The 18,509-nt window shown below is 66.1% G+C and carries 14 protein-coding genes; 5 read left to right on the forward strand and 9 right to left on the reverse strand.

The window, feature by feature from the left end; all coding sequences use genetic code 11:
- Positions 1-800 precede the first annotated feature (800 nt).
- Positions 801-4,625, forward strand: a complete 3,825-nt coding sequence (locus IC605_RS09625) for a PAS domain S-box protein (protein WP_216322464.1) — start codon at positions 801-803, stop codon at positions 4,623-4,625.
- A 119-nt stretch (positions 4,626-4,744) separates the two neighbouring features.
- On the opposite strand, the gene IC605_RS09630 is transcribed toward IC605_RS09625, so the two are convergent.
- Together IC605_RS09630 and IC605_RS09635 are read right to left on the reverse strand one after the other, a co-directional pair.
- Positions 4,745-4,951, reverse strand: coding sequence for a hypothetical protein (locus IC605_RS09630; protein WP_216322467.1), 207 nt, complete (start codon positions 4,949-4,951; stop codon positions 4,745-4,747).
- 326 nt (positions 4,952-5,277) lie between these two features.
- Positions 5,278-6,267 carry an ArsR/SmtB family transcription factor gene (locus tag IC605_RS09635; protein ID WP_216322469.1) on the reverse strand — a complete coding sequence of 330 codons (990 nt, stop codon included), beginning with the start codon at positions 6,265-6,267 and terminating at the stop codon, positions 5,278-5,280.
- A gap of 63 nt (positions 6,268-6,330) precedes the next feature.
- Here IC605_RS09635 and IC605_RS09640 point away from each other — a divergent pair, with 63 nt between their 5' ends.
- Positions 6,331-7,134 (forward strand): arylamine N-acetyltransferase family protein, encoded by an 804-nt coding sequence (locus IC605_RS09640; RefSeq protein ID WP_216322471.1) that lies wholly within the window; start codon positions 6,331-6,333, stop codon positions 7,132-7,134.
- A gap of 108 nt (positions 7,135-7,242) precedes the next feature.
- The gene (locus tag IC605_RS09645; RefSeq protein WP_216322473.1) at positions 7,243-8,070 is read left to right on the forward strand and encodes an N-acetyltransferase; all 828 of its coding nucleotides are present in this window, start codon (positions 7,243-7,245) and stop codon (positions 8,068-8,070) included.
- A 108-nt stretch (positions 8,071-8,178) separates the two neighbouring features.
- Here IC605_RS09645 and IC605_RS09650 read toward each other — a convergent pair whose 3' ends face one another.
- Complete coding sequence (locus IC605_RS09650) at positions 8,179-8,502, reverse strand: hypothetical protein (RefSeq protein WP_216322475.1); 324 nt, start codon at positions 8,500-8,502, stop codon at positions 8,179-8,181.
- Positions 8,503-9,145: 643 nt separating this feature from the next.
- Positions 9,146-10,039, reverse strand: a complete 894-nt coding sequence (locus IC605_RS09655) for a hypothetical protein (RefSeq protein WP_216322477.1) — start codon at positions 10,037-10,039, stop codon at positions 9,146-9,148.
- Between the two features lie 818 nt (positions 10,040-10,857).
- Here IC605_RS09655 and IC605_RS09665 point away from each other — a divergent pair.
- On the forward strand, positions 10,858-11,055 hold the full coding sequence (locus IC605_RS09665; protein WP_216323038.1) for a hypothetical protein: 198 nt from the start codon (positions 10,858-10,860) through the stop codon (positions 11,053-11,055).
- Between the two features lie 204 nt (positions 11,056-11,259).
- On the opposite strand, the gene IC605_RS09670 is transcribed toward IC605_RS09665, so the two are convergent.
- The 5 genes from IC605_RS09670 to IC605_RS09690 all read right to left on the reverse strand — a co-directional run bounded on the left by IC605_RS09670 (position 11,260) and on the right by IC605_RS09690 (position 17,235).
- The gene (locus IC605_RS09670) at positions 11,260-12,693 is read right to left on the reverse strand and encodes a hypothetical protein (RefSeq protein ID WP_216322480.1); all 1,434 of its coding nucleotides are present in this window, start codon (positions 12,691-12,693) and stop codon (positions 11,260-11,262) included.
- 224 nt (positions 12,694-12,917) lie between these two features.
- The gene (locus tag IC605_RS09675) at positions 12,918-13,622 is read right to left on the reverse strand and encodes a hypothetical protein (RefSeq protein WP_216322482.1); all 705 of its coding nucleotides are present in this window, start codon (positions 13,620-13,622) and stop codon (positions 12,918-12,920) included.
- 4 nt (positions 13,623-13,626) lie between these two features.
- Positions 13,627-14,916: an outer membrane protein assembly factor BamB family protein gene (locus tag IC605_RS09680; protein ID WP_216322485.1), complete on the reverse strand. Its 1,290-nt coding sequence runs from the start codon at positions 14,914-14,916 to the stop codon at positions 13,627-13,629.
- A gap of 61 nt (positions 14,917-14,977) precedes the next feature.
- The gene (locus IC605_RS09685) at positions 14,978-16,255 is read right to left on the reverse strand and encodes an esterase/lipase family protein (protein WP_216322487.1); all 1,278 of its coding nucleotides are present in this window, start codon (positions 16,253-16,255) and stop codon (positions 14,978-14,980) included.
- Entirely contained in the window at positions 16,252-17,235 is a 984-nt protein-coding gene (locus IC605_RS09690; RefSeq protein WP_216322490.1) for a hypothetical protein, read from the reverse strand. The genes IC605_RS09685 and IC605_RS09690 overlap by 4 nt, the downstream gene beginning before the upstream one ends.
- 293 nt (positions 17,236-17,528) lie before the next feature.
- On the opposite strand from IC605_RS09690, the gene IC605_RS09695 reads away from it, so the two are divergent.
- Positions 17,529-18,221, forward strand: a complete 693-nt coding sequence (locus tag IC605_RS09695) for a helix-turn-helix domain-containing protein (protein WP_216322493.1) — start codon at positions 17,529-17,531, stop codon at positions 18,219-18,221.
- Positions 18,222-18,509 lie beyond the last annotated feature (288 nt).

Below are 18,509 nucleotides of genomic sequence, written 5' to 3' on the forward strand. Positions count from 1 at the left end.
GGTGCGAGCGAGCTGGACCGCATCTCGCTTGAACTCGGCGCTGTGGATTCGGCGATTGATCATGATGGTGCCTCCTATCTTCGAGGCTTATCTCCATCTACGCCAGATCGGGTCACCCGCAAACGCCATCCCTGCCCATGGAAGCCGGGCGCACACTCCCTGAAGTAGACCTGGCGCCATGATCAGGCAGAAGGTAGACGTTGAACAACGACGATTTGGTGGCAGCCCCCGCATAGAACTACTCCTAGTGCTGCAGGTTCTGATCCAGAACATCACCGAGTTGCTGGAGGAGGCGTAGCACTCCTGCAACGACAGCGACTTGGAGAAGCGATTCCTGCTGCGGGCCGTGGAGGTTCACGGCCCGCCATGATGCTGGCGTACCTCCTGAGCCCAGTGTCAGGGAAGCCGCCGTGAGACGCAGTGGCAGAAAGGGAGAGGGGACGAGTCCAGGTTTGATCTTCGGGTGAGTCCCGCTGCTCCCGTGCCCCAACCGGTGCCGAAGCCACCAGCCCCGATGGCCGGGTGCAGGGCCAAGCCTCCAGGCGGCGCGTGCGCACGCCGCTCGCGCCTCCGGTCCGTGCCGCTCCGGCCGCTTGCCCGGACGCCCGCGCTCGCCCCACATCCCCCCGTGTGACGGCCCAACGGAAACAAGCCCGCCCGGTCCCCGCCTTGCCCCTCGATGCCTGCTGTCCCTCGAGATCCCCGCCTCCAAGCCGTTCCTTAACTCGTTCTGAAGACGGTCCAAGAGCGACCTTCCTTCCAACCGCCGTGGCGACCCCCACCATAGATTAAGGGGCCGTATGTTTTCTCACTTCACCTCGGCCGTGGCACCCTTCGACGTGCTCGTCCTCCTCGCTCCGTCGGGCGGGCCGGGGGTACTGGAGGCCGTGCTGGCTGACCTGCCCGCCGATCTCCCCGCCGCGGTGCTGATCGGGCCATCCCCGGGCCGGGAACTTCCCCTGGTGGAGACCCTGGGCCGCCACACCCCGCTGCCCGTGCATGTCGCCGAGGACAGCACGGTGCTCCAGCCGGGTCACCTTTACGTGAGCCCGCCGCATACGGTCCTGGAGGTGCGGCCGGATGGGCGCTGCGCCGTCACGCCTGGGGGTGAGTGGACCTCGGAGCGCCCGCTGGACCGGCTGCTGGCGTCGCTGGCCGTGAGCTGCGGTGAGCGCGCCCTGGCGGTGGTCCTGGGTGGGCAGGGGCGCGACGGGCTTTCGGGCGCGCGCGCCCTGCGTGGCGCGGGCGGAACGGTGCTGGTCGGGGACCCGGCTCCGGCGGACCCCGCCGACCTTGCGCGTGCGGTGGTCGAGGCTGGGGCGGCGGACCGGGTGGTGTCGCCATGGGACCTCGGCCACACCATCACCACCCTGCTGGCGGGCCGGCACGTCCTGCCGCCGGGCGAGGTCGCCCTGGTCGAGAAGACGGCCGAGCGGTGCGACGAGGGGATCATCGGGCGGATGGGCGACGCCCACTGTGTCCTCGACCGCGAGTTTCGCATTCAGAGCGTGAACGCGGCGGCCGAGCGCCTGCTCGGGGTGCCACATACGGCGCTCCTCGGGCACTCGCACTGGGACGCGTTCCGGGCGTTGGTAGACGCGCCCGTCGGCCTCGCGCTCCGGCGCGTCGTTGCCGAGGGCACCGAGCAGCACTTGACCCACCACTCCACGGGAGAGGGCCACGACCTGCACCTGGAGGTCAATGCCTACCCGGCCGAAGGGGGTGGGGTCTCCCTGTTCTGGCGCGACGTGACCGGGCGGGTGCAGGCCGAGGCGGCGCTACGGGAGAGCGAGGAGAAGTACCGTGCGCTCTTCGAGCAGATGGACGAGGCCTACGCGGTCGTCGAGGTGCTGGCGGACGCTGAGGGACGCTGGACGGACTTCCGGTTCCTCGACGCGAACCCCGCCTTCTTGCGGCACACCGGGATGCCGTACCCCGTCGGGCGCACGGCCACAGAACTGCTCGGCACGCCGAACCCGCGCTGGGCCGAGCTATACGGCCGCGCGGTGGACACAGGAGCGTCGATCCGGGTAGAGGAGACTGAACTCACGCTCGGGCGCGTGTTCGACCTGAACATCTTCCGCCTCGGTGGCGAGGGGAGCCAGCGTGTGGCCGTGCTCTTCACCGACATCACAGGGCGCAAGCAGGCCGAGGAGGCGTTGCGCGCCTCGGAGGAGCGGCAGGCGTTCTTGCTAAAGCTCAGCGACGCGCTGCGGGCCGCGCCCGACGCGGACGCCGTGGGGCACCGGGCGCTGGGGCTGCTCTCCAAACACCTGCGCCTGGACCGCTGCTACATCGGCGTGTACCGACTGGAAGATGACTGGGGTGCCTTCACCCATCAGGTGGGCAACGACCACGTGCCGCCCGTGCCCAGCGGCGTGCGCCTGTCCGATTTTCCGGACGCCCTACGCGTGGCGTTCGACCGGACACTCGTGATTGGCGATGTTGCGCACACGGGGGGCCTCTCCAACGTGGACCGGCAGAACCTCAGCGGGCTGGACATGGGCGCGCTCGTCGCCGCGACCCTGCGCAAAGGTGAGGGCCATCCGCTCTGGTCCATCGTCGCGATCTCCGCGACCGCCCGGCGCTGGACGCCCGGCGAGATCGCGTTACTGGAAGAGGTCACCGAGCGCACCTGGTCGGCCATGGAGCGCGCCCGCGCCCAGGCCGCCCTGCGCGCCTCGGAAGCCCGGTACCGCACGATCTTCGACTCGGTTGACGAGGGGTTCGTGCTTGCCGAGCTGCTCTATGACGGCGAGGGCCGACCTGTGGACGCCCTGTATCTCGAAGGCAACCCCGCCGCCTCGCTCCTGACCGGCGTTCCCGACTTCTCGCGGCGTCGGTTGAGCGAGGTGATGCCAGGGGCAGAGCCCTCCTGGCTGGAGGTGTACGACCGGGTGGCCCGCACCGGGGTGGCCGAGCGCCTGGAGCGCCACCTCGGCCCGCTCGGACGCTGGTACGACTTCCAGGTGTCCCGCGTGGCGGACGGCGCCCTCGAGAGCGCACAGCGCGGTCCCCACCGCGTGGCGGTGATCTTCCAGGACGTGACCGAACGCAAGCGCCGCGAAGCGAATCAGGGCCTGCTGGTCGAGATTTCCAACGACCTCAGCCAACCTTCCAGCGAGGAGGAGCTGCTCCACACGGTCGGCGCCAAACTCGCGGCCCACCTGGGGCTAACCTGTTACCACTACGTGGACGTCGACGAGGACCGCGGCGAGGTCACGGTTCGCCACTTCTGGCATGCGCTGGATGTGCCCGCCGTCCTGGGCACCTATCCCATCGACGGGTTCATCCCTCCTGACGGGCTGAACCGCCTGCGCGCCGGGGAAACGTCCGTCGTTCGCGACGCCCAACATGGCCTGCCCGGCGACACGGCCGCGACGGCAGGGCTGAGGGCGGGGGCCGCCGCCCAGCAGATCGGCGCTTACGTCGCCGTGCCCTACAGCCAGGACGGGAGATGGAAAGCCTACTTCGCCGTCGCGGACAGCCGGGCGCGGCCGTGGACAACGCCTGAGATCAGTCTTATTCAGGAGGTCGCCGGCCGGGTGTTTCCACGGATCGAGCGCGCCCGCACCGAGGACGCCCGGCGGACCTCGGAAGCGCGCTTCCGGGCGGTCGCCAACCTCGTGCCCGACCTGCTGTGGGAAAGCCGGCCCGACGGCTTCACCACCTGGTACAACCAGCGCTGGCTGGACTACACCGGGCAGACCTTGGAGCAGGCAACCGGCTGGGGGTGGACGAACGCCGTCCACCCGGAAGACCGTGAAGGGTCGGCCCAGCGGTATGGGCAGGCCGTCCAGGCGGGCCAGCCGTTGCGTCAGGAGCACCGCATCCGCCGCCACGACGGGGAGTACCACTGGTTCGTGGTCAACACCGTTCCCATCCGGGACGAACGTGGGGAGGTGGTCTGGGTGTACGGCGCGGCGACAGACATCCACCACCTGCGGGTGAAGTCCGCCCTCCTCGAAGAGCGGGTGGAGGACCGCACCCGTCGCCTCGCCGACCTCAACAGCGAACTGCGCGCGCTGGCCGCCGCGTCGTTTCATGAATTGAGCGAACCGCTGCGGAGGTTGCGCGGTTTGCTGCACCTGCTCGAACGTCGCGCGGGGGACGGGCTCGACGAGCAGATGGAGCGGTACATCGAGTTGATTCGGGCGGAAGCGCAGCGGGCGGAGGGCCTGGCCGAGAACCTGACGGCCCTCGCCCGCCTTCAGAACCAGGAGTTGAAACCGTCCCGGGTGGCGCTCACGCCGCTGCTCGTGCAGGTGCGCAGCGACCTCGCCCCGGCCCTCGGTGCCCGGGCCGGGAAGTGGACCGTGGGGGAGTTGCCGGTGGTGGAGGGGGACGCCCTGCTGCTGCGTCAGGCGTTCACGGAACTGGTGTACCACGCCCTGAGATCCGCGCCGGGCGAGGCGCGGGTGGAGGTGGGGGCCGAGGGGTCGGGGGACCGGGTGGGCGTGACCGTGACCGTCACGCCCACGCAGGCCGAGGGGGCGGACCCCGGCGGGGACGGCCTGGCGACGGCGCGGCGGGTGGTGCGGCGCCACGGCGGTACGCTGGACGTGGACGTGCGGGGAGATCAGGCCCGGTTCGTGGTGCGTCTGCCCGGTCGGCTGGGCGAGTGAGCCGTCATGTGGATGCGGGGGAGGCCCCCGTCACGCTCCTGGAGGATCGCAGGACGGCCCGGTGATGAACAACGAGGGCTAGGCACTTCCTGCCTGACCCTGGTTGGGCAGTCTCCGTCCTACATCGCGGGCAGGGGGCTGGGGAGGCCCGGCGTGTTCGGGTTGTCGGTGGGCATGGGGTCGGGCATCCCCGGCAGGTCGGGGTTGGCGGGCGGGTCTATGATGGGGCCGGTGTCGTCGCCGCCCGGCATCTGCTCGGGCAGGGAGGCGGGCACGTCGGTCGGCTCGATGGCGGGCGCGGGTGGACGGTCGGAGGGTCCAGTCATGGTGTACCTCCGGGGTCAGGATGAGGGCATCATCCGTCCTCACCCTGAACGGGCAGAAGAGGAGGCCGTGAAGGGAACTCCACCCCCGGACTCCCGGAGTGCCTCTTCCACGGGCGCAATCGCGTTCCTCCCGTCCATGCCGCACGACGGCGGGGAACAGTCCGCTAGGGCAGGTGGTCCAGAAAGCGCGCACGCGCCGACAAGAAGCCCGCCGGGTTCTCAAGGTGCGCGACATGCCCCGTGGCGGGCAACACCGCACGGAAGGGACTGCCCAGTGATCCCCCAGCGCCATGCCCGGGCGGCGCCCTTCGCCTGAACACCCTCGCTCACCCCTCATCCGAGAGCGCGGTGAGCACCTGGAGACCGCGCACACTGAGCTGATGCCACACGTACCTCCCGGACCGGGACGAGGTGACCAGCCCCACCGCCCGGAGCGTGCCGACCTGCTGCGAGACAGCGCTGGGAGTCAGCCCCAGGCGCCGCGCCAGTTCTTGCGTCGTGAGCGGGACGCACAGCAGGCTCAGCAGGGCCGCCCGCCGCTCCCCCATCACCACCCGGGCGACCTGCGGTGCTCCCGGCGGCTCATCCCACCACAGATTCGCGCTGCCCCACGCCGAGTAGGCGACGGTGGGCTGCCAGGGCGCCTCCACCGTGACGTACAGGTCCGGCCAGGCGAACACCGAGGGCAACAGCAGCAGGCCACGTCCCGCCGCCGAACCCCGCCACTCCCAGTGGTCCAGACCGACGGTGAGCACCCCGTCCCGGTAGCGCGTGAGGGGATGCAGCTCGGCGAAGAGGGTCTCCGGGCCGTACAGCGCCAGCGTGCGGGCCCGGAACTGCACGTCGCGTTCCAGCACCCGTCGCAGGCGCGGCCATTCGGGCGCGAGCGCCGCCTCCCAGTACCTCTCCAGAACATCGGCGAGGGCGGCGAGGCTGGCTTCCGGTCGGGTGAGGTAGGGCGCCAACCGGGCCGCGTCCGGGGTGGGGTGGGCCGCGAGTGCCTCCCGGACCTCCGCCACCACGAGGTCCGGTGGGGTCGCCCGCAGGACGGCGAGTTCAGCCGCAACTTCGGGAAAGGGCGTGGAGGGCGGAGGCGTCAGAAAGTTGGGCGCATAGCCCTGGGGCGGCACCAGGGCGAAGAGGTGGGGCAGGTCCGCAGGTGAGACCACCTCGCGCGCTCGCCGTGCCCAGGCGGCGTGAATGGCCCGGGAGGGCGGCGCGCGCAGGGTCCGCAGGCTCGCCACCACTTCCCACAACGGGCTGAAGGCAAAGCGGAGCTGCGTGAGGTCTCGGGCAGCGAGCGTGAGTGCGATCATCGGACGATGTAGCTCCAGCTTAATTCCTCCTGGCGGCCGGGCGGTGAACCTACCCTGGGCGACATGAGCGACCCTGCCCCCCGCTTCACCCTGTCCGCCGATGAGGTGGCGTCCTACCTCGCCCGCCTGGGGCTGGTCGGACCCCTCCCGCCCACCGTGGAGACCCTGCGCCTGCTGCACCGCACCCACCTCTCCAGGGTGCCGTTCGAGAACCTCGACATCCACCTGGGCCGAAACATCGTGCTCGACGGGCGGCGGCTGTTCGACAAGGTGGTCGGTGAGCGGCGCGGCGGGTTCTGCTATGAGGTGAATGGCCTGTTCGCGGCCCTGCTGTGTGCCCTGGGCTTCGAGGTGACGCTCCTCTCGGCGCAGGTGGCGGGACAGGACGGCACCCTCGGGCGGGAGTTCGACCACCTCGCCCTGCGGGTGGACGTGGGCGAGCCGTTGCTGGCCGACGTGGGCTTCGGGGACGCCTTCCTCGAACCGCTGCGGCTCCAGCCGGGCCTCCTCCAGCCCGAGGGGGACCAGACGTTCCGGCTCGATCAGGAGGGAGAGGCGTGGACGCTCTGGGAGCGCCGTGCCGGGGGGGCGTGGGGCAGGCAGTACCGCTTCACCCTCACGCCGCGCGAGTTGGCCGAGTTCGCCCCGATGTGCGATTACCACCAGACCTCGCCGGACAGCCACTTCACCCGGGCGGCCCTGGTGACCGTCGTGACGCCCGAGGGCCGCGTGACCCTGCGCGGCGACCGGCTGTACACCACCGTGCACGGCCAGCGCGACGAGCGTGTCGTGTCGCCCGAAGAACGGGCCGTGCTGTTGGACGAACACTTCGGTCTCCGTGTCCCGGCCCTGCCGGACAGGCGGTGAAGGTCTCCCCACCTCCGGGTGCCACGTGGACCACACCCGTTCGCCTGGTCGTCTCCCTCCCACTTGACCGGGCCCGGAACAGCGGCGCTCCAGTTTTAAACTTCATCTGTGCACTTCCGACCCAGCCGCCTGCCACCTCACGTGGCCCTGCCGGTCTTCGCCCGCCTGTACGGGTGTGACGAACAGGACTTCGCGGGGATACCCGCCCAGATGACTGCCGCCTGGATCGTTCGGGACGACGGCCAGAACGCCCTGGGTGCCGTCGGGCTGCGTCCTTCACCGGCCCACGGCGCGGAGGTGATGGGCGGCGCGTTCCCAGGAGCAGGGCAGCACGAGGTGGTCCTGGCGCTGCTCGACGCGGCGTTGACCGCCCAACCTCGCCTGTACGCCTACGCCGAGGCCCACCTGCTGCCCGAGGAGACCCTGCGGGCGGCGGGCTGGCACCCCGTGGGCGCCTCCACCCGCATGACCGGTCCCGTCCCGGCGCTTTCACCCAGCGTGCCGGACGGCTTCAGGGTCGTCCCACTCTCCGAGGTGGGCAACCTGGAGGATCGCCTGGCCGCCCAGCAGACCTACGCCGACCGGATCGGGCACACCCTCGTCACCGCCGACGCCCTCCAGCCCGACGTGGGCGGGACCGATGACACGCTCGGGCGCCTGGCCTACGACGCTTCGGGCGTGCCTGCGGGCGTCTGCCGGGCCTCGCTGCAAGGCGAGCAGCTTGCGCTGGGCACGCCGGGGGTATGTCCTGACGCGCGGGGCACCGGGCTGAGACGGGCGCTGCTCCTGTCAGTCTGCGAGGCCGGGCGGGCGGCGGGCGCGACCCGGCTGGTACTGGAGGCTTGGGGCGATACCGAGGCGGAGCGGCAGGAGGATGAAGCGTTGGGCCTGATGGTCGAGGCATGGACCCCGATCTATGGAGCGGCCCACCCATAAGCTGCGCGCCCACTTCCAGACCTTGACCGCTCGCTCTGGGAATGGCGTGAACAGCCTTGAGGCCCGCCCGCCTCCCCGCCCCCCGTGTTGACTCTGGCCTTGCCTGCTCTACAGCGGGTCTGAGACGTACAGGTAGACGTCAGCGAGCTGGGCGGGAAGACCACCGATTTTCACGCGCTGGCCGCGCTCGTCCACACCGTCGAGACTGACTTTGCCCCGCTGGACGGTCAGCCCGCGCGGAAGATCGCCGTTGTGGGGACCAGGCAAGTAGACTGTGCCGCCGTCGGCGGTGATGGCGTAGGCGTGCAGGCGCTCCCGCTCGACTCGCTTTCCCAGGAGCAACGCCCAGGTGTGCGGCACCAGGCAGGGGAAGAGCGGCCCGATGGTCTGTCCCGGATGCAAGAGGGTTTCCCACTCGCGCTGGTCGTGCATTCCTTACCCTACCGGTCCCACTCTGACGCTCTCAGCACACGCGGATCGCCTGAGCCCTTCTCCCAGCCTGCCGCTGGACTGCTTAAGATCAGGAATGTTGACCCTGGCGCTCGGCCTGGCTCTCACCCTCCCTCCTGGCCCGGGAGCGGCCACGGCGACCGACTCGCCCACCATCCGGTGTCGGCCCCTGACCTCGGCGCCCTTCCAAGACCTGCTGTGCCGACCTGAGGAACCTCAAGCGACTCGACCGCCACTCCTGCACAACCCCTTCTTCCCGCAGGTCGGGAATCCCCTCTCACCTGAGGACGACCGGGCTTGCTTCCTCAAACAGCCTTCCAGCCGCCCTGAGCCTCAGAGTCCTCCCCCCCAACCCTCGACGTTCCGCATCCGCTACCAGGCGACGGTTGAGGGGTTGGGCTGCGACCCGCTTCCCCAGGACCGTTAACGAGAGACACTCTCCCTGCACCCGCCGCCGCGCCAGACCGATCAAGGGGAGTGAGGCCGGTGCCCTTCCCGCAACGACGACCGGAAGGACACGAGGACAGGCTTCTCAAGCAGGCGAAGGATCAACACGGGGGGAGCCCTTCGGGCAGGGCGTGGGCCGCCGACCGCTCCCGGTGCTGGGTGCCGTTCAGCAGAGTGGTCAGTTCCTGAAGGCCAGGCTGGCGAGTTGAGCCGAGTACCGGCCCGGGGCGTCGTTGCGGATGGTGAGCAGGCCGGTGACTTCGTTCTGGTCCTGATCGGTGAAGCGCCACACGCTCGTGACCGTTTTCCCCGCCGTGCTCTTGGTAAGGGGCGTCCAACCGGCGGCCTGGAGCTGCGCGCCAAACGCTTCGAGAAGCTGTGCGGCGCTCAAGGACGACTGGATGGAAGCGTAACTCGTCCAGCTTCCGCCCCCGCCGCCCCCACCACTAGGCTGAACGTTGGCGCCGCCCGGCGGGCGCAACGTAGGGAGGTTGCTCCGCAACTCGGCGCCCCTCCCCTCCCTGAACTGGAGTTGTTCGCGCAGATTCCGGTCCCTGTTCAGGTTCAGGGTGACCCGGGTGACGGCGCCCACCCGCCTGATCTGCCCGTGGAGGCTGACCTGCTGCTCCAGCCGGTAGTACGCCAGCGCGCTCACGTTCCCTTCGGCCTCCGATTGGAAGCCGCCTTCAAGCGAGGGACCGAGGGGTCCGTTGAAGGCCGTCCACCCCAGAGCCTTCAGCGAGGCTTGCAGCGCCGCCTGCACCTGGGCCGGTGGGGCGGCGCTGTCGAAGAAGATGCTCTGGGAGTCGGGGAAGTCGGGGGTGCTGCTGCTTCGGACAACACTCCCGATCAGTTGACCCGCAGGCACACGCGGCAGGGGTCCGAGTGGCTGGGGGGGGAGTTGACCGACCAGCAGCCTGGCCTCGACGTTGATGGGACCGAAGTCGGTGCCCAGGGCGCGTCGAACCAGCTCACGCTCCCGGGCGAGGTCCGCCGGGGAGGGGACAGGGGCGGTCTGGGCGAGGGCGCCGGACACGGCGAGCAGGGCGGCCAGAAACAGGCGACGGTTCATGCAACCTCCGGGAGCTGACATCAGGGAACAGCCCACGTTCACCGTATCCAACCTGGCGCTGATGTTTGGCTGATGTTCGCGCGTTCCGCCGCCGAAAGAAGTTGGCCCGCACAGCCAGGGCCCTCCTCTCGCAGGACAGCCCGTGTGCTGCGGCGGGCACCCTGAAGCTGGAGGGGTCTTGCTGTTGGGAAGCTCACGGGTCGTGTGGGCGGCCCGTGGCACCATCACGTGAAGACGCATATGCGCTCAACCCATGCCCCGCCGCTTGCCACGTTGCCGCCATCTCCGACAACCCTGGCCGCCCTCGCGGGGCTGACCCGTTTCGCCCCTCGGCTCCCACGGGTGGCCCTGTGGGAGCCGAGGGGCAGCTTGATCGTCACTTGGGCGTGCGGCCCCGGCTAGACTCTCGCCGTCGGGCATCGGGAACGGCCTGGGCCGGGGGGCGCCCTGAAGGTGGGTGTGCCCACGAAGGGCCGCCCCGGCACCCGTGGGCTGGTGGGGGCCTCCTGATACAGCGCCTGGTGACTCTGCATCTCGACCCGGACGTGTTCGGCGAGGGGCGGGTGCTTGAACGGCTCGCCGTCCGGGCCGTCGTCCTGTGGGAACGGCAGGTGCTGTCGCTGCATTTCCCGTCGAACGGGGACGACAAGTTCCCCGGCGGCGGGGGAAACCCCACAGGTGGCGCTGCGCCGGGAACTAACCGAGGAGTGCGGCGCGACCCCGTTGGAGGTGTGTGGGAAAGTGGGGGAGGTCGTGGAGGTCTTTCGACCACAAGAGACGGAGTACGACGCCTTTCACATGACCTCCCGCCATTACGTGTGCCGGTGGGGAGCCACTTCGGCGAGCAGCAACTGGAGGACGACGAGGCGGAGTTGGGACTGACCCCGGTGTGGGTGGAACTCACGGAAGCGATCCAGACCTGCGAGGAGGCCCTGGAGGCCCAGCGGGCTCCCCGGTGGGGACGACGCGAACTGTGGGTGTTGCGGGAACTGAACCGGCGTGCCGGGCCTTCCTGAGCGGCACACAGGAGCCAACGCCAACCTCTGCGCAGTGGAGTGTGATTCGGTGGCGGCGCCGCTGTGATGCACCCGAGGCGTCGGCTGATTGAACGCACAAAAGTTTCTCAAGTTTGTCCGCTCCCCTCGGGGACCCGGGGGATGCCAAATAGCCAGCATCGATAACAGTGTTGGCCCACAGCTCACTCTCGGGCTTTGCCTTCCTCAGCTTCTTCTGTAGACCTGCACTTGGATACCGTAGGGGACTTCAAGTTCGAGTGGCCCGTACAGCCTCATAGAGGCAAAGCCACGCGCAGGCAGAGCCTCCGGCCAGCCCTGAGTTTCCCTCATTCCCCTTAATTGAACGCGTGTCGTTCCGTCTCCAAGCGTGACCTCTCCCTGAGTGAGATCAATCCCCATGTAGTCCCCGGTAGCCGGGTTGATTTGTGGCGCGGCGAACTTGTGCTTCCCGGGTCCGTCTTGACCTGCCAGAATCACTGTCCATTGAAAGTCGCTGACCGCTTGATCAATGGTGGTGTTGCTTTTTTGAACAATATTTTCCAATCCGCTCTCATGGCTATGAATGATGGATTTTAACCACTCCTCTTGATATGACTGCTGTTCATATAATTTGCGCAGAAAGAGGTACATTGCCCCCCGTCTCTCTATCGTATCGTCTCGACCCAGACTGTCCAGGCCGTCCAGGCTGGCACCGCTGGCATTCTGCAAGAATGCCGACACGAAAGCTACGTTTCCACCCATCGTGTTGTAGCCGCAAAGGTCTTCGGCCAGGTGAGACATTCCCTCATTGACGGCGATGGTCTCGAAAGGCGGATGGTCGTCTCCCAGATATGGCAGGGTCTTGTTGCCGAAATGGGCGAGGTGCTGAAACTCATGACACGCCGTCGCCTTGAGGCTCAAATGATTGAAGTTGAGATCGTTCTGTTGTGGTAGTCCCAGGTAGAGGACCTCTGCTTCGTTGCTGCCAGGATTGGTGTCGTCAAACCTCATCAGGTCCAGTGGGTTGAAAAAACCGACCGCGAGGCCAGAAGCATTTAGCTCTCCACTGAAAAAGAGAAGAAGCCGCCTATTGCCATCCACATCGCTGGCACGGCCAAAGAGCTTCTCCTCAAGAGGAAGAAGTCGTTGTGAGAATGTCCGGACGATGCCAGAAACCGAGGCGTCCTCCTCTCCGTGTGCCTGATGCAGGTCACGGTCATCGACATAGGCGGCGACCCGGGCATCGGCAAAGATCAGGGTGGACGGGAGTGTTTTGCTGGTCTGCCCGCCATCCGCGAGATTGGGAAAATGGAATGTCCGGTGGTGGGGAAGGTTCTGGGGGGAAGCGTCCAATGCTGCGACGGCAGGGGGCACGGGCCGACCTTGAGGGAGCCGCCTCTGAACAGTGGTGTAGAGCTTATCCTTCCACCGGGAGATGTCGTCTTCCCCAGAGCTCTCGCTGGAAGTGAACAGGCTTCGGCTGGTGGAGTGGCCCTCCCCGGCGGGGAGGGCCACCGGCGATGAGGTGGAATTCCTGAGGAGCACGTCGTACTGCCCCGCCTCTATCTCTACCCGACCGTCGGAGGGGGAAAGAACCCTGATCTCTCCCACCTCGACCTGGGGACGGACGTGAAGGGGAAAGGCGGCACCGCCGTCCATGCTGATGGAATGCTGCCCCGGACTCAGCCGCCCCTGCCAGCGCGCGGCGCTGCCCACGGCCCGACCGTCAATACTCCAGGTAACGTTTCGCGTCGCTTGGAGTGTCACGGGATTACGCAACGTGGCGCCCGGGGTGGGAAAGATGAGCTTGGGGGGGGCGGGGAGAGCATTACACGCCAACAGCAGGGGAACCAGCCCTGCCAGGTACGCCTGGTGAGGTGTCCTCACGGCACAACCTGAAATCCCAGATTGACGGACGACGTGGTGCTTGTCGAGAGGTAATGGTGCTGCACATACAGGGGGTCACCCGCCTGAACGCTGGCCGTCACCTTGACGCTGGCGGGTTGTCCCAGGCCACTGACACCAGCCAGGGTGCTCGCAGGAAGGACGGCGGAGGTCTCGGACGTGGTGAGGTTCACCACGGTCTGCCCGTTTTGCTTCACGTTCAGGAGGTACCGCTCCGCACCCGGCACGCTCTTCCAAGTGACCAGCAGGGGTGAGGAGGCGCGTACACGGTCATAGTTGCGCACGCTGTTGCCGTCCGCATCAGCGACATCCAACACCTCCGGCAGCGCTTGCAGAGCCGCGACGGGAACGTCGGTTTCCAGCACCCCCGCCGCCGCGCTGTCCACCCGCACGTGGTACGTCCCACCAACGCCCGGCAGAGTGAAGTGGTAACCGTTGCGGGCCGTGCTCCACGTCGCAGGCACCAGGGCGCCCTCAGGCGTCCTGGCCGACACGTAAGCGCCATTCAACGCTTCACCGTTCGACCCCTCCAGCGTGACGTCCATCTCCAGGGTGCCGTCATTCAGGGCAGCAAGGACACGCAGACGTGCAGAAGAGTTGGGAGGGGAGAGCGTGTTCGACGTGTTGCAGGCGCTCATCATGAATGTTACGACGAGCAATAGGATGGATCGCAGGACCGTCATTGCCTCACCTGATCGGAGCGAAGGCCTTGAGTTCATGGCCCCAGACGAGAATCTGGTCGTGGGCGGAGTCGTAGAGGGGTGAACCGCCCCGACTCTCCGCACCCTGGATCATGTCCTGGCTGCGGGCGAGAATCTTGCCGTTCCGGGTGTCCACGGCGAACAGGTACGAGTTGTTCATGTACATCACGTCGTTGACAAACAGGGGCGTGTTGCCGAAGCTGTACGAATTCTCCTTCGGTGGGTAGAAGGTCCACTTCAGCGCGCCAGTGGCAGCGTCGTAGGCGTTTTGGCAACTGTCGCCGTTGGGCACGGGGTAGACCTGGCCCTTGTGGATGTGGACTTCATAGAAGAGCGTAGTGTTGCCGTTAGGGCACAGGGCACGGTTCACCTTCCAGCGCTCGTTGCCCTGAAAGTCGAAGGCGTGGAGACTCGACTGACCCGACACCAGGGCGACGATGGTGTCGTCCTCGATGTCGAAGACAATGGACCCGGAGCTGGCGAAGTTCTCCTTTTCAAGCTCGCGCTGCCACCGCACTTCGCCAGTCGTGGCATCCACGGCGTACATCGTTTCGCGCAGCCACTGCTCAGTCTGATTGACCTCGTGCCTACCGAAGACCACCGTGTTGTGCTGCTCGCTGACGGCCAGACCGCCGGAGTAGTTCCGGGTGCCGCCCACATCGGGCCAGAGCTGAGTCCAGACGGGGATGAGTGGCTGCTCGGTCGGCCCGGCCAGAATGTCCGAGATGTGGTAAGCCACGACACCTCGGGCTACGTTGAGCACGAGGGTGTCGCGGAAGCGCTGCACCTGTTCGATGCCAGAACCAATCGAGGGTTTGCGGAATTCCTTGGGCAGGAAGACGCTGAAGAGCAGAGGGTGGTCACCGGGACCGTAGACGTTGAAGCGGTCGACGCCGTTGAACTCGATGAGCTTGCCCTCGGCCTCGACGACGGTGACTCGGCTGCCGTTGCCGGTGGGTCTGCCCTCCGTGACCTCGGTCGTGTCACGCTTCCAGCGCAGTTGCTGGGTGGTGAGATCGATGCCAATTGTAGCGTGGGGTTCGAGGCCGACGTTGACCAGGGAACCGACGATGGCGTTGTCGTAGAGAAAAGGTGCGGTGAGCGAGTCGATGGGCGCGCCCGTAACCCTCCACTTCGCGGGCATGAAATCGATCTGAAGCGGTCTCCCGGTCGTGGGATCAGTGAGTTGAGAGGCGGTGTGAGCCGGGCTCGTTCCAGAACAGCCGGTAAGCGCAAGGACCAGGGTGACGAGCTGGGAGATTGCAAGTCGCTTCATGTTTTTCCTTTTTCCAAAAGAAGTATGGCATGTCCGAGGAAATTTCGGACATGCCATACCTCTAGAAGCCGCCTCTGGTCAGTTCAAGTTGTACATCGATGGCTGCTCTTCTCATGGTCGCGCTATGCGCCTCATCCTGATTGAACAGGAAGCTTTCGCCTGTCTCGACTTGTATGCTTCGTGGGGCAGCCGTAGTGACGTGGCTGGAGGCCGTTGTCCACGTGAGATGTGTGTTGCCTCTCAGCCCGCCCTTCTGCAAGGTTCGCTGGTCCTGGCTGTCGGTCGGCACCACGATATCGTGACTGGTGCTGCCCACGGCATCGGAAAGGACCTTGTCCGTGTTACGCGCCACCCAGGCGATGTCCGCGGCAGATTTGGCCGGGATCAGTGTGACACCGAAGGTCCACCACGAGGCAATGGCGTAGGCGACGGCCAATGCTGTCGCAGTTGTGTTCACGGTGTTTCTGGTGGCCGTGCTTCCTGGGAACGCCCGTTCCAAATTGCTGTCCGTACCGATCATGTTTCCTGTAATGACGCCGGGGGGAATCAGAATATTCGATTTATCGACGTTCACCTTTGTGCAAACATAGACTTGTTCTTGGTATCTAATGCTGACAACCTTGCCGCCGTCACCCACCTCTGTCTCAGTAACCCACTGAAGAACCCATTCACACCTATCAACACGGTTATAATCATTCAACTGCTGCATAAAAGTGCTATGCGGTGCCATGTCCATAGTTCCCGTGGTGTTGGCACCAAAGAGGGCGGGAATGTACTCCTGCACGCTCGCTTTGCCGGTAATGACCATAGAAGCGACGTTCAGAAGCCCGAGCGAGGCAATTGTGGCGTCCGTGTTGATTCGTTGAATGACGCCCGGCCCGTTCACCACGATGGGGGCACCCTGATTGGGACTGCCGACGGTCAGCAGGGCTTTGAGGTTGGTCTTGGTCTGGTTCTGCGCCAGAAACTCCGCGAAGTAACGGGCGCGTAGACCACCCTGACTATGGCCGATCATCATGTATGGTCGGCTGCCCAGACCTGGCACCTTGTTGGGCAGGTCCGTGGCCTGTGCCGGGATAGACCGGGTGATGGAATTATATTCGTATGGACTGGTCACGGTGCCCAGGGAAACGAGGGGCGCCGTACGGCTCTGATAAGATAGCCATTCTTGCAATGCCCAGGGCTGGCCCCCCGGGTTCCATGTAGAAGTGTTGGTCGTGAAACGTGATGGGGTGTCGCCCAACCCATGCAGCAGCACGTAGTCAAGGGGCTGGCCCGTCTGTGCCATAGCGTTGCCACAGGTCAAGACAGCCGTGTAGAGGACAAGGACTCGTCTCATTTCGCCGCTCCTGTGAAGTAATCCGCCGAGAGGGTGTTGACTTCCAAATCCTGGTACTCAACCGCCGTCTCCAGCTCGGTGGTGTTGATGTCGGTCGGGCCGTTGGCGCCCTCCGGGACCCGGAATCGCGTGACCACGTACTGATCGTCGCGCAACTTCAGCTCCTCATCCGGTCCGAGCACCTGGTCGGCCTTCGGGTACTCGACCGGGGAGGAGGCCGCGTCTCCACGGCTGGTGATCGTCGCCCGGGTCGTCATCCGGTACGGAACGCTGGTGTCGTCGAGGGTGGGGACGGAGGTGTAGGCGATGTCGGTGGTGGCCGTGTAGGACACCTCGGGGGTCACCACTTCGGTGGTGCTGCTCGTCACCTGCCCGGCGGTCGAGTCGAAGGTCAGGCGGGCGGTCGTCTGCTTCTGACCGTCGGCGAACGTTCGCGCGTAGATCAACCTGTTTCCCGCACTCTCTTTCAGGTCGTAGTTGGCTTGGCGTGCCAGCAGGCGGAACTCCCCGGAGGTCAGGCGTTTGAAGGGATGGGTGGGGTCGAGCAGCATGGCGTTGGCGAAGGTGCCCAGTTGGTTGGCGAGCGCCTCGCGTTGTGGCTGGGCAAGGGTAAGGTCCGGCTTCAACGTGTTCTTATGGAGAAGTTGAACCTTCCGCGCCGCCGGGTCGATCAGCAGGATGCGGTCCGTCTGATCGGGGAACTGCTGCCCTGGAATGTCGGCGCGCATCTGCAACCCGCTGGGACTGAAGCGGTAAGCGAGCCGGAGTCCTTTGGGAAGCGACACCTGGCGACCGCTCATCGTCGCCGGCCCCCGGGTGTAGGTGGTGGTTGAATCGACCGTCATGCCGAAGGTCGTCACCTGACTGCTGGCGCCGGGCGCGACCGTGACCAGCGGAGTTTTCGTCTCGGCATCGGAGGCAGAGTTACAGGACGCCAGAAAGAGGGAGGATGTGAGGAGAGGAAATAAATTTCGCTTCATGCGTTGCTCCCGAAGAGAGTGGGGTACAAGTGAGTACACCCTGAATGCTGTTGCGATTTCGGTGCGGACACTTCCTGTGGCGACTGTGAGCTTCTGTTGGTCTCCTGACCTGGTGTGCACCCCACCCCTTCTCGTCTTCCCCCAGTGACAGGCCAGATCAATGGGGTCAAGGGCGGCAAGAATGTCGCCGCAGGACCCGCAGCGAGCCTCCAACAGCGGAGGCCCGTCTCTCCTCACCTATCCCCTCAAAAACGTAGGTCGACGAGAAAACTATGTGCTAAGAATGAGTTGAAATGAAAGGTCACTTTTCAGTTTTGAAGTGGGTCCGGTTGGACGATCCTCAGGCGGCCCAAGCGTTGCTCAATCCCGACGACAAGAAGTTTGCCACGGCGTTCGCTGGGGACGGCATCTCGGCAACTGAAGCGGCGCGGCGTCTGGGAATGCGAGTGGACACGCTCCTGTACCGCGTTCAACGCTGGCTGGACCTCGGGCTGCTGGAGATTGCCAGTGTCGCACGGGGTCGTGGGCGTCCAAGCAAGCGTTACCGGCTGATCGCGGACGGTTTTGTCGTACCCTTTCACACGACGCAGTTCGAGACGCTGCTCGACCTCTTTTTGAAGCAGGATGTCGCCGAGCGAGAGCGGCTAGGGCGAGGCCTGATTCAATCGGTCGTGGGTGAGGGGGGCGGTTGGCACGTGCGGCTGTACCACGAGCCCAATTCCCGCCTGTGGCATTGGGAGGCCGCGCCCGACCATGACCCGGACTGGCGACAGGAACAGTTGCTCCAACCGGGAAGTCCGGCGGCGTGGTACACCTATTCGTCTCTCCTGCTCACGTCCTCGGAGGCCAAGCAACTGCAACAAGACCTCGTGACCCTGTACATGCGGTATGCGGCTAAGGAGGCCGCGCCGAGTCAGGACGCGAAGCTGTACACGCTGCAACTTGGCTTGGGCCCTTGTCCTGGAAAAGCGGGGAGCCCACTGTGACCTTCCCTCGCCGGCTCTGGGTCAAGCTTCATGCCGCAAGCAGGCACCTGTGCCATACCTGCTCCCCACGTGTCGTCCTCTCCTGGAGTTTGTTGGCGAACACATACGCTGGTGTCATCCGGCGAGCGGCGGGAGCGCCCGACCCGGGTAGCCACCGGCACACAGGGCCAATGCTCTTGCGGCGCCGACCATCCGGGGGAGAAGGACGCGAGGACAAGCCTTTCAACCAGGGGAAGGAGCAAGCCGGGAGGGGACACGCGTCCCCTTCCCCCGTGTTGACCTTTTACC

This window comes from Deinococcus aestuarii, assembly GCF_018863415.1.
Lineage (GTDB): Bacteria > Deinococcota > Deinococci > Deinococcales > Deinococcaceae > Deinococcus > Deinococcus aestuarii.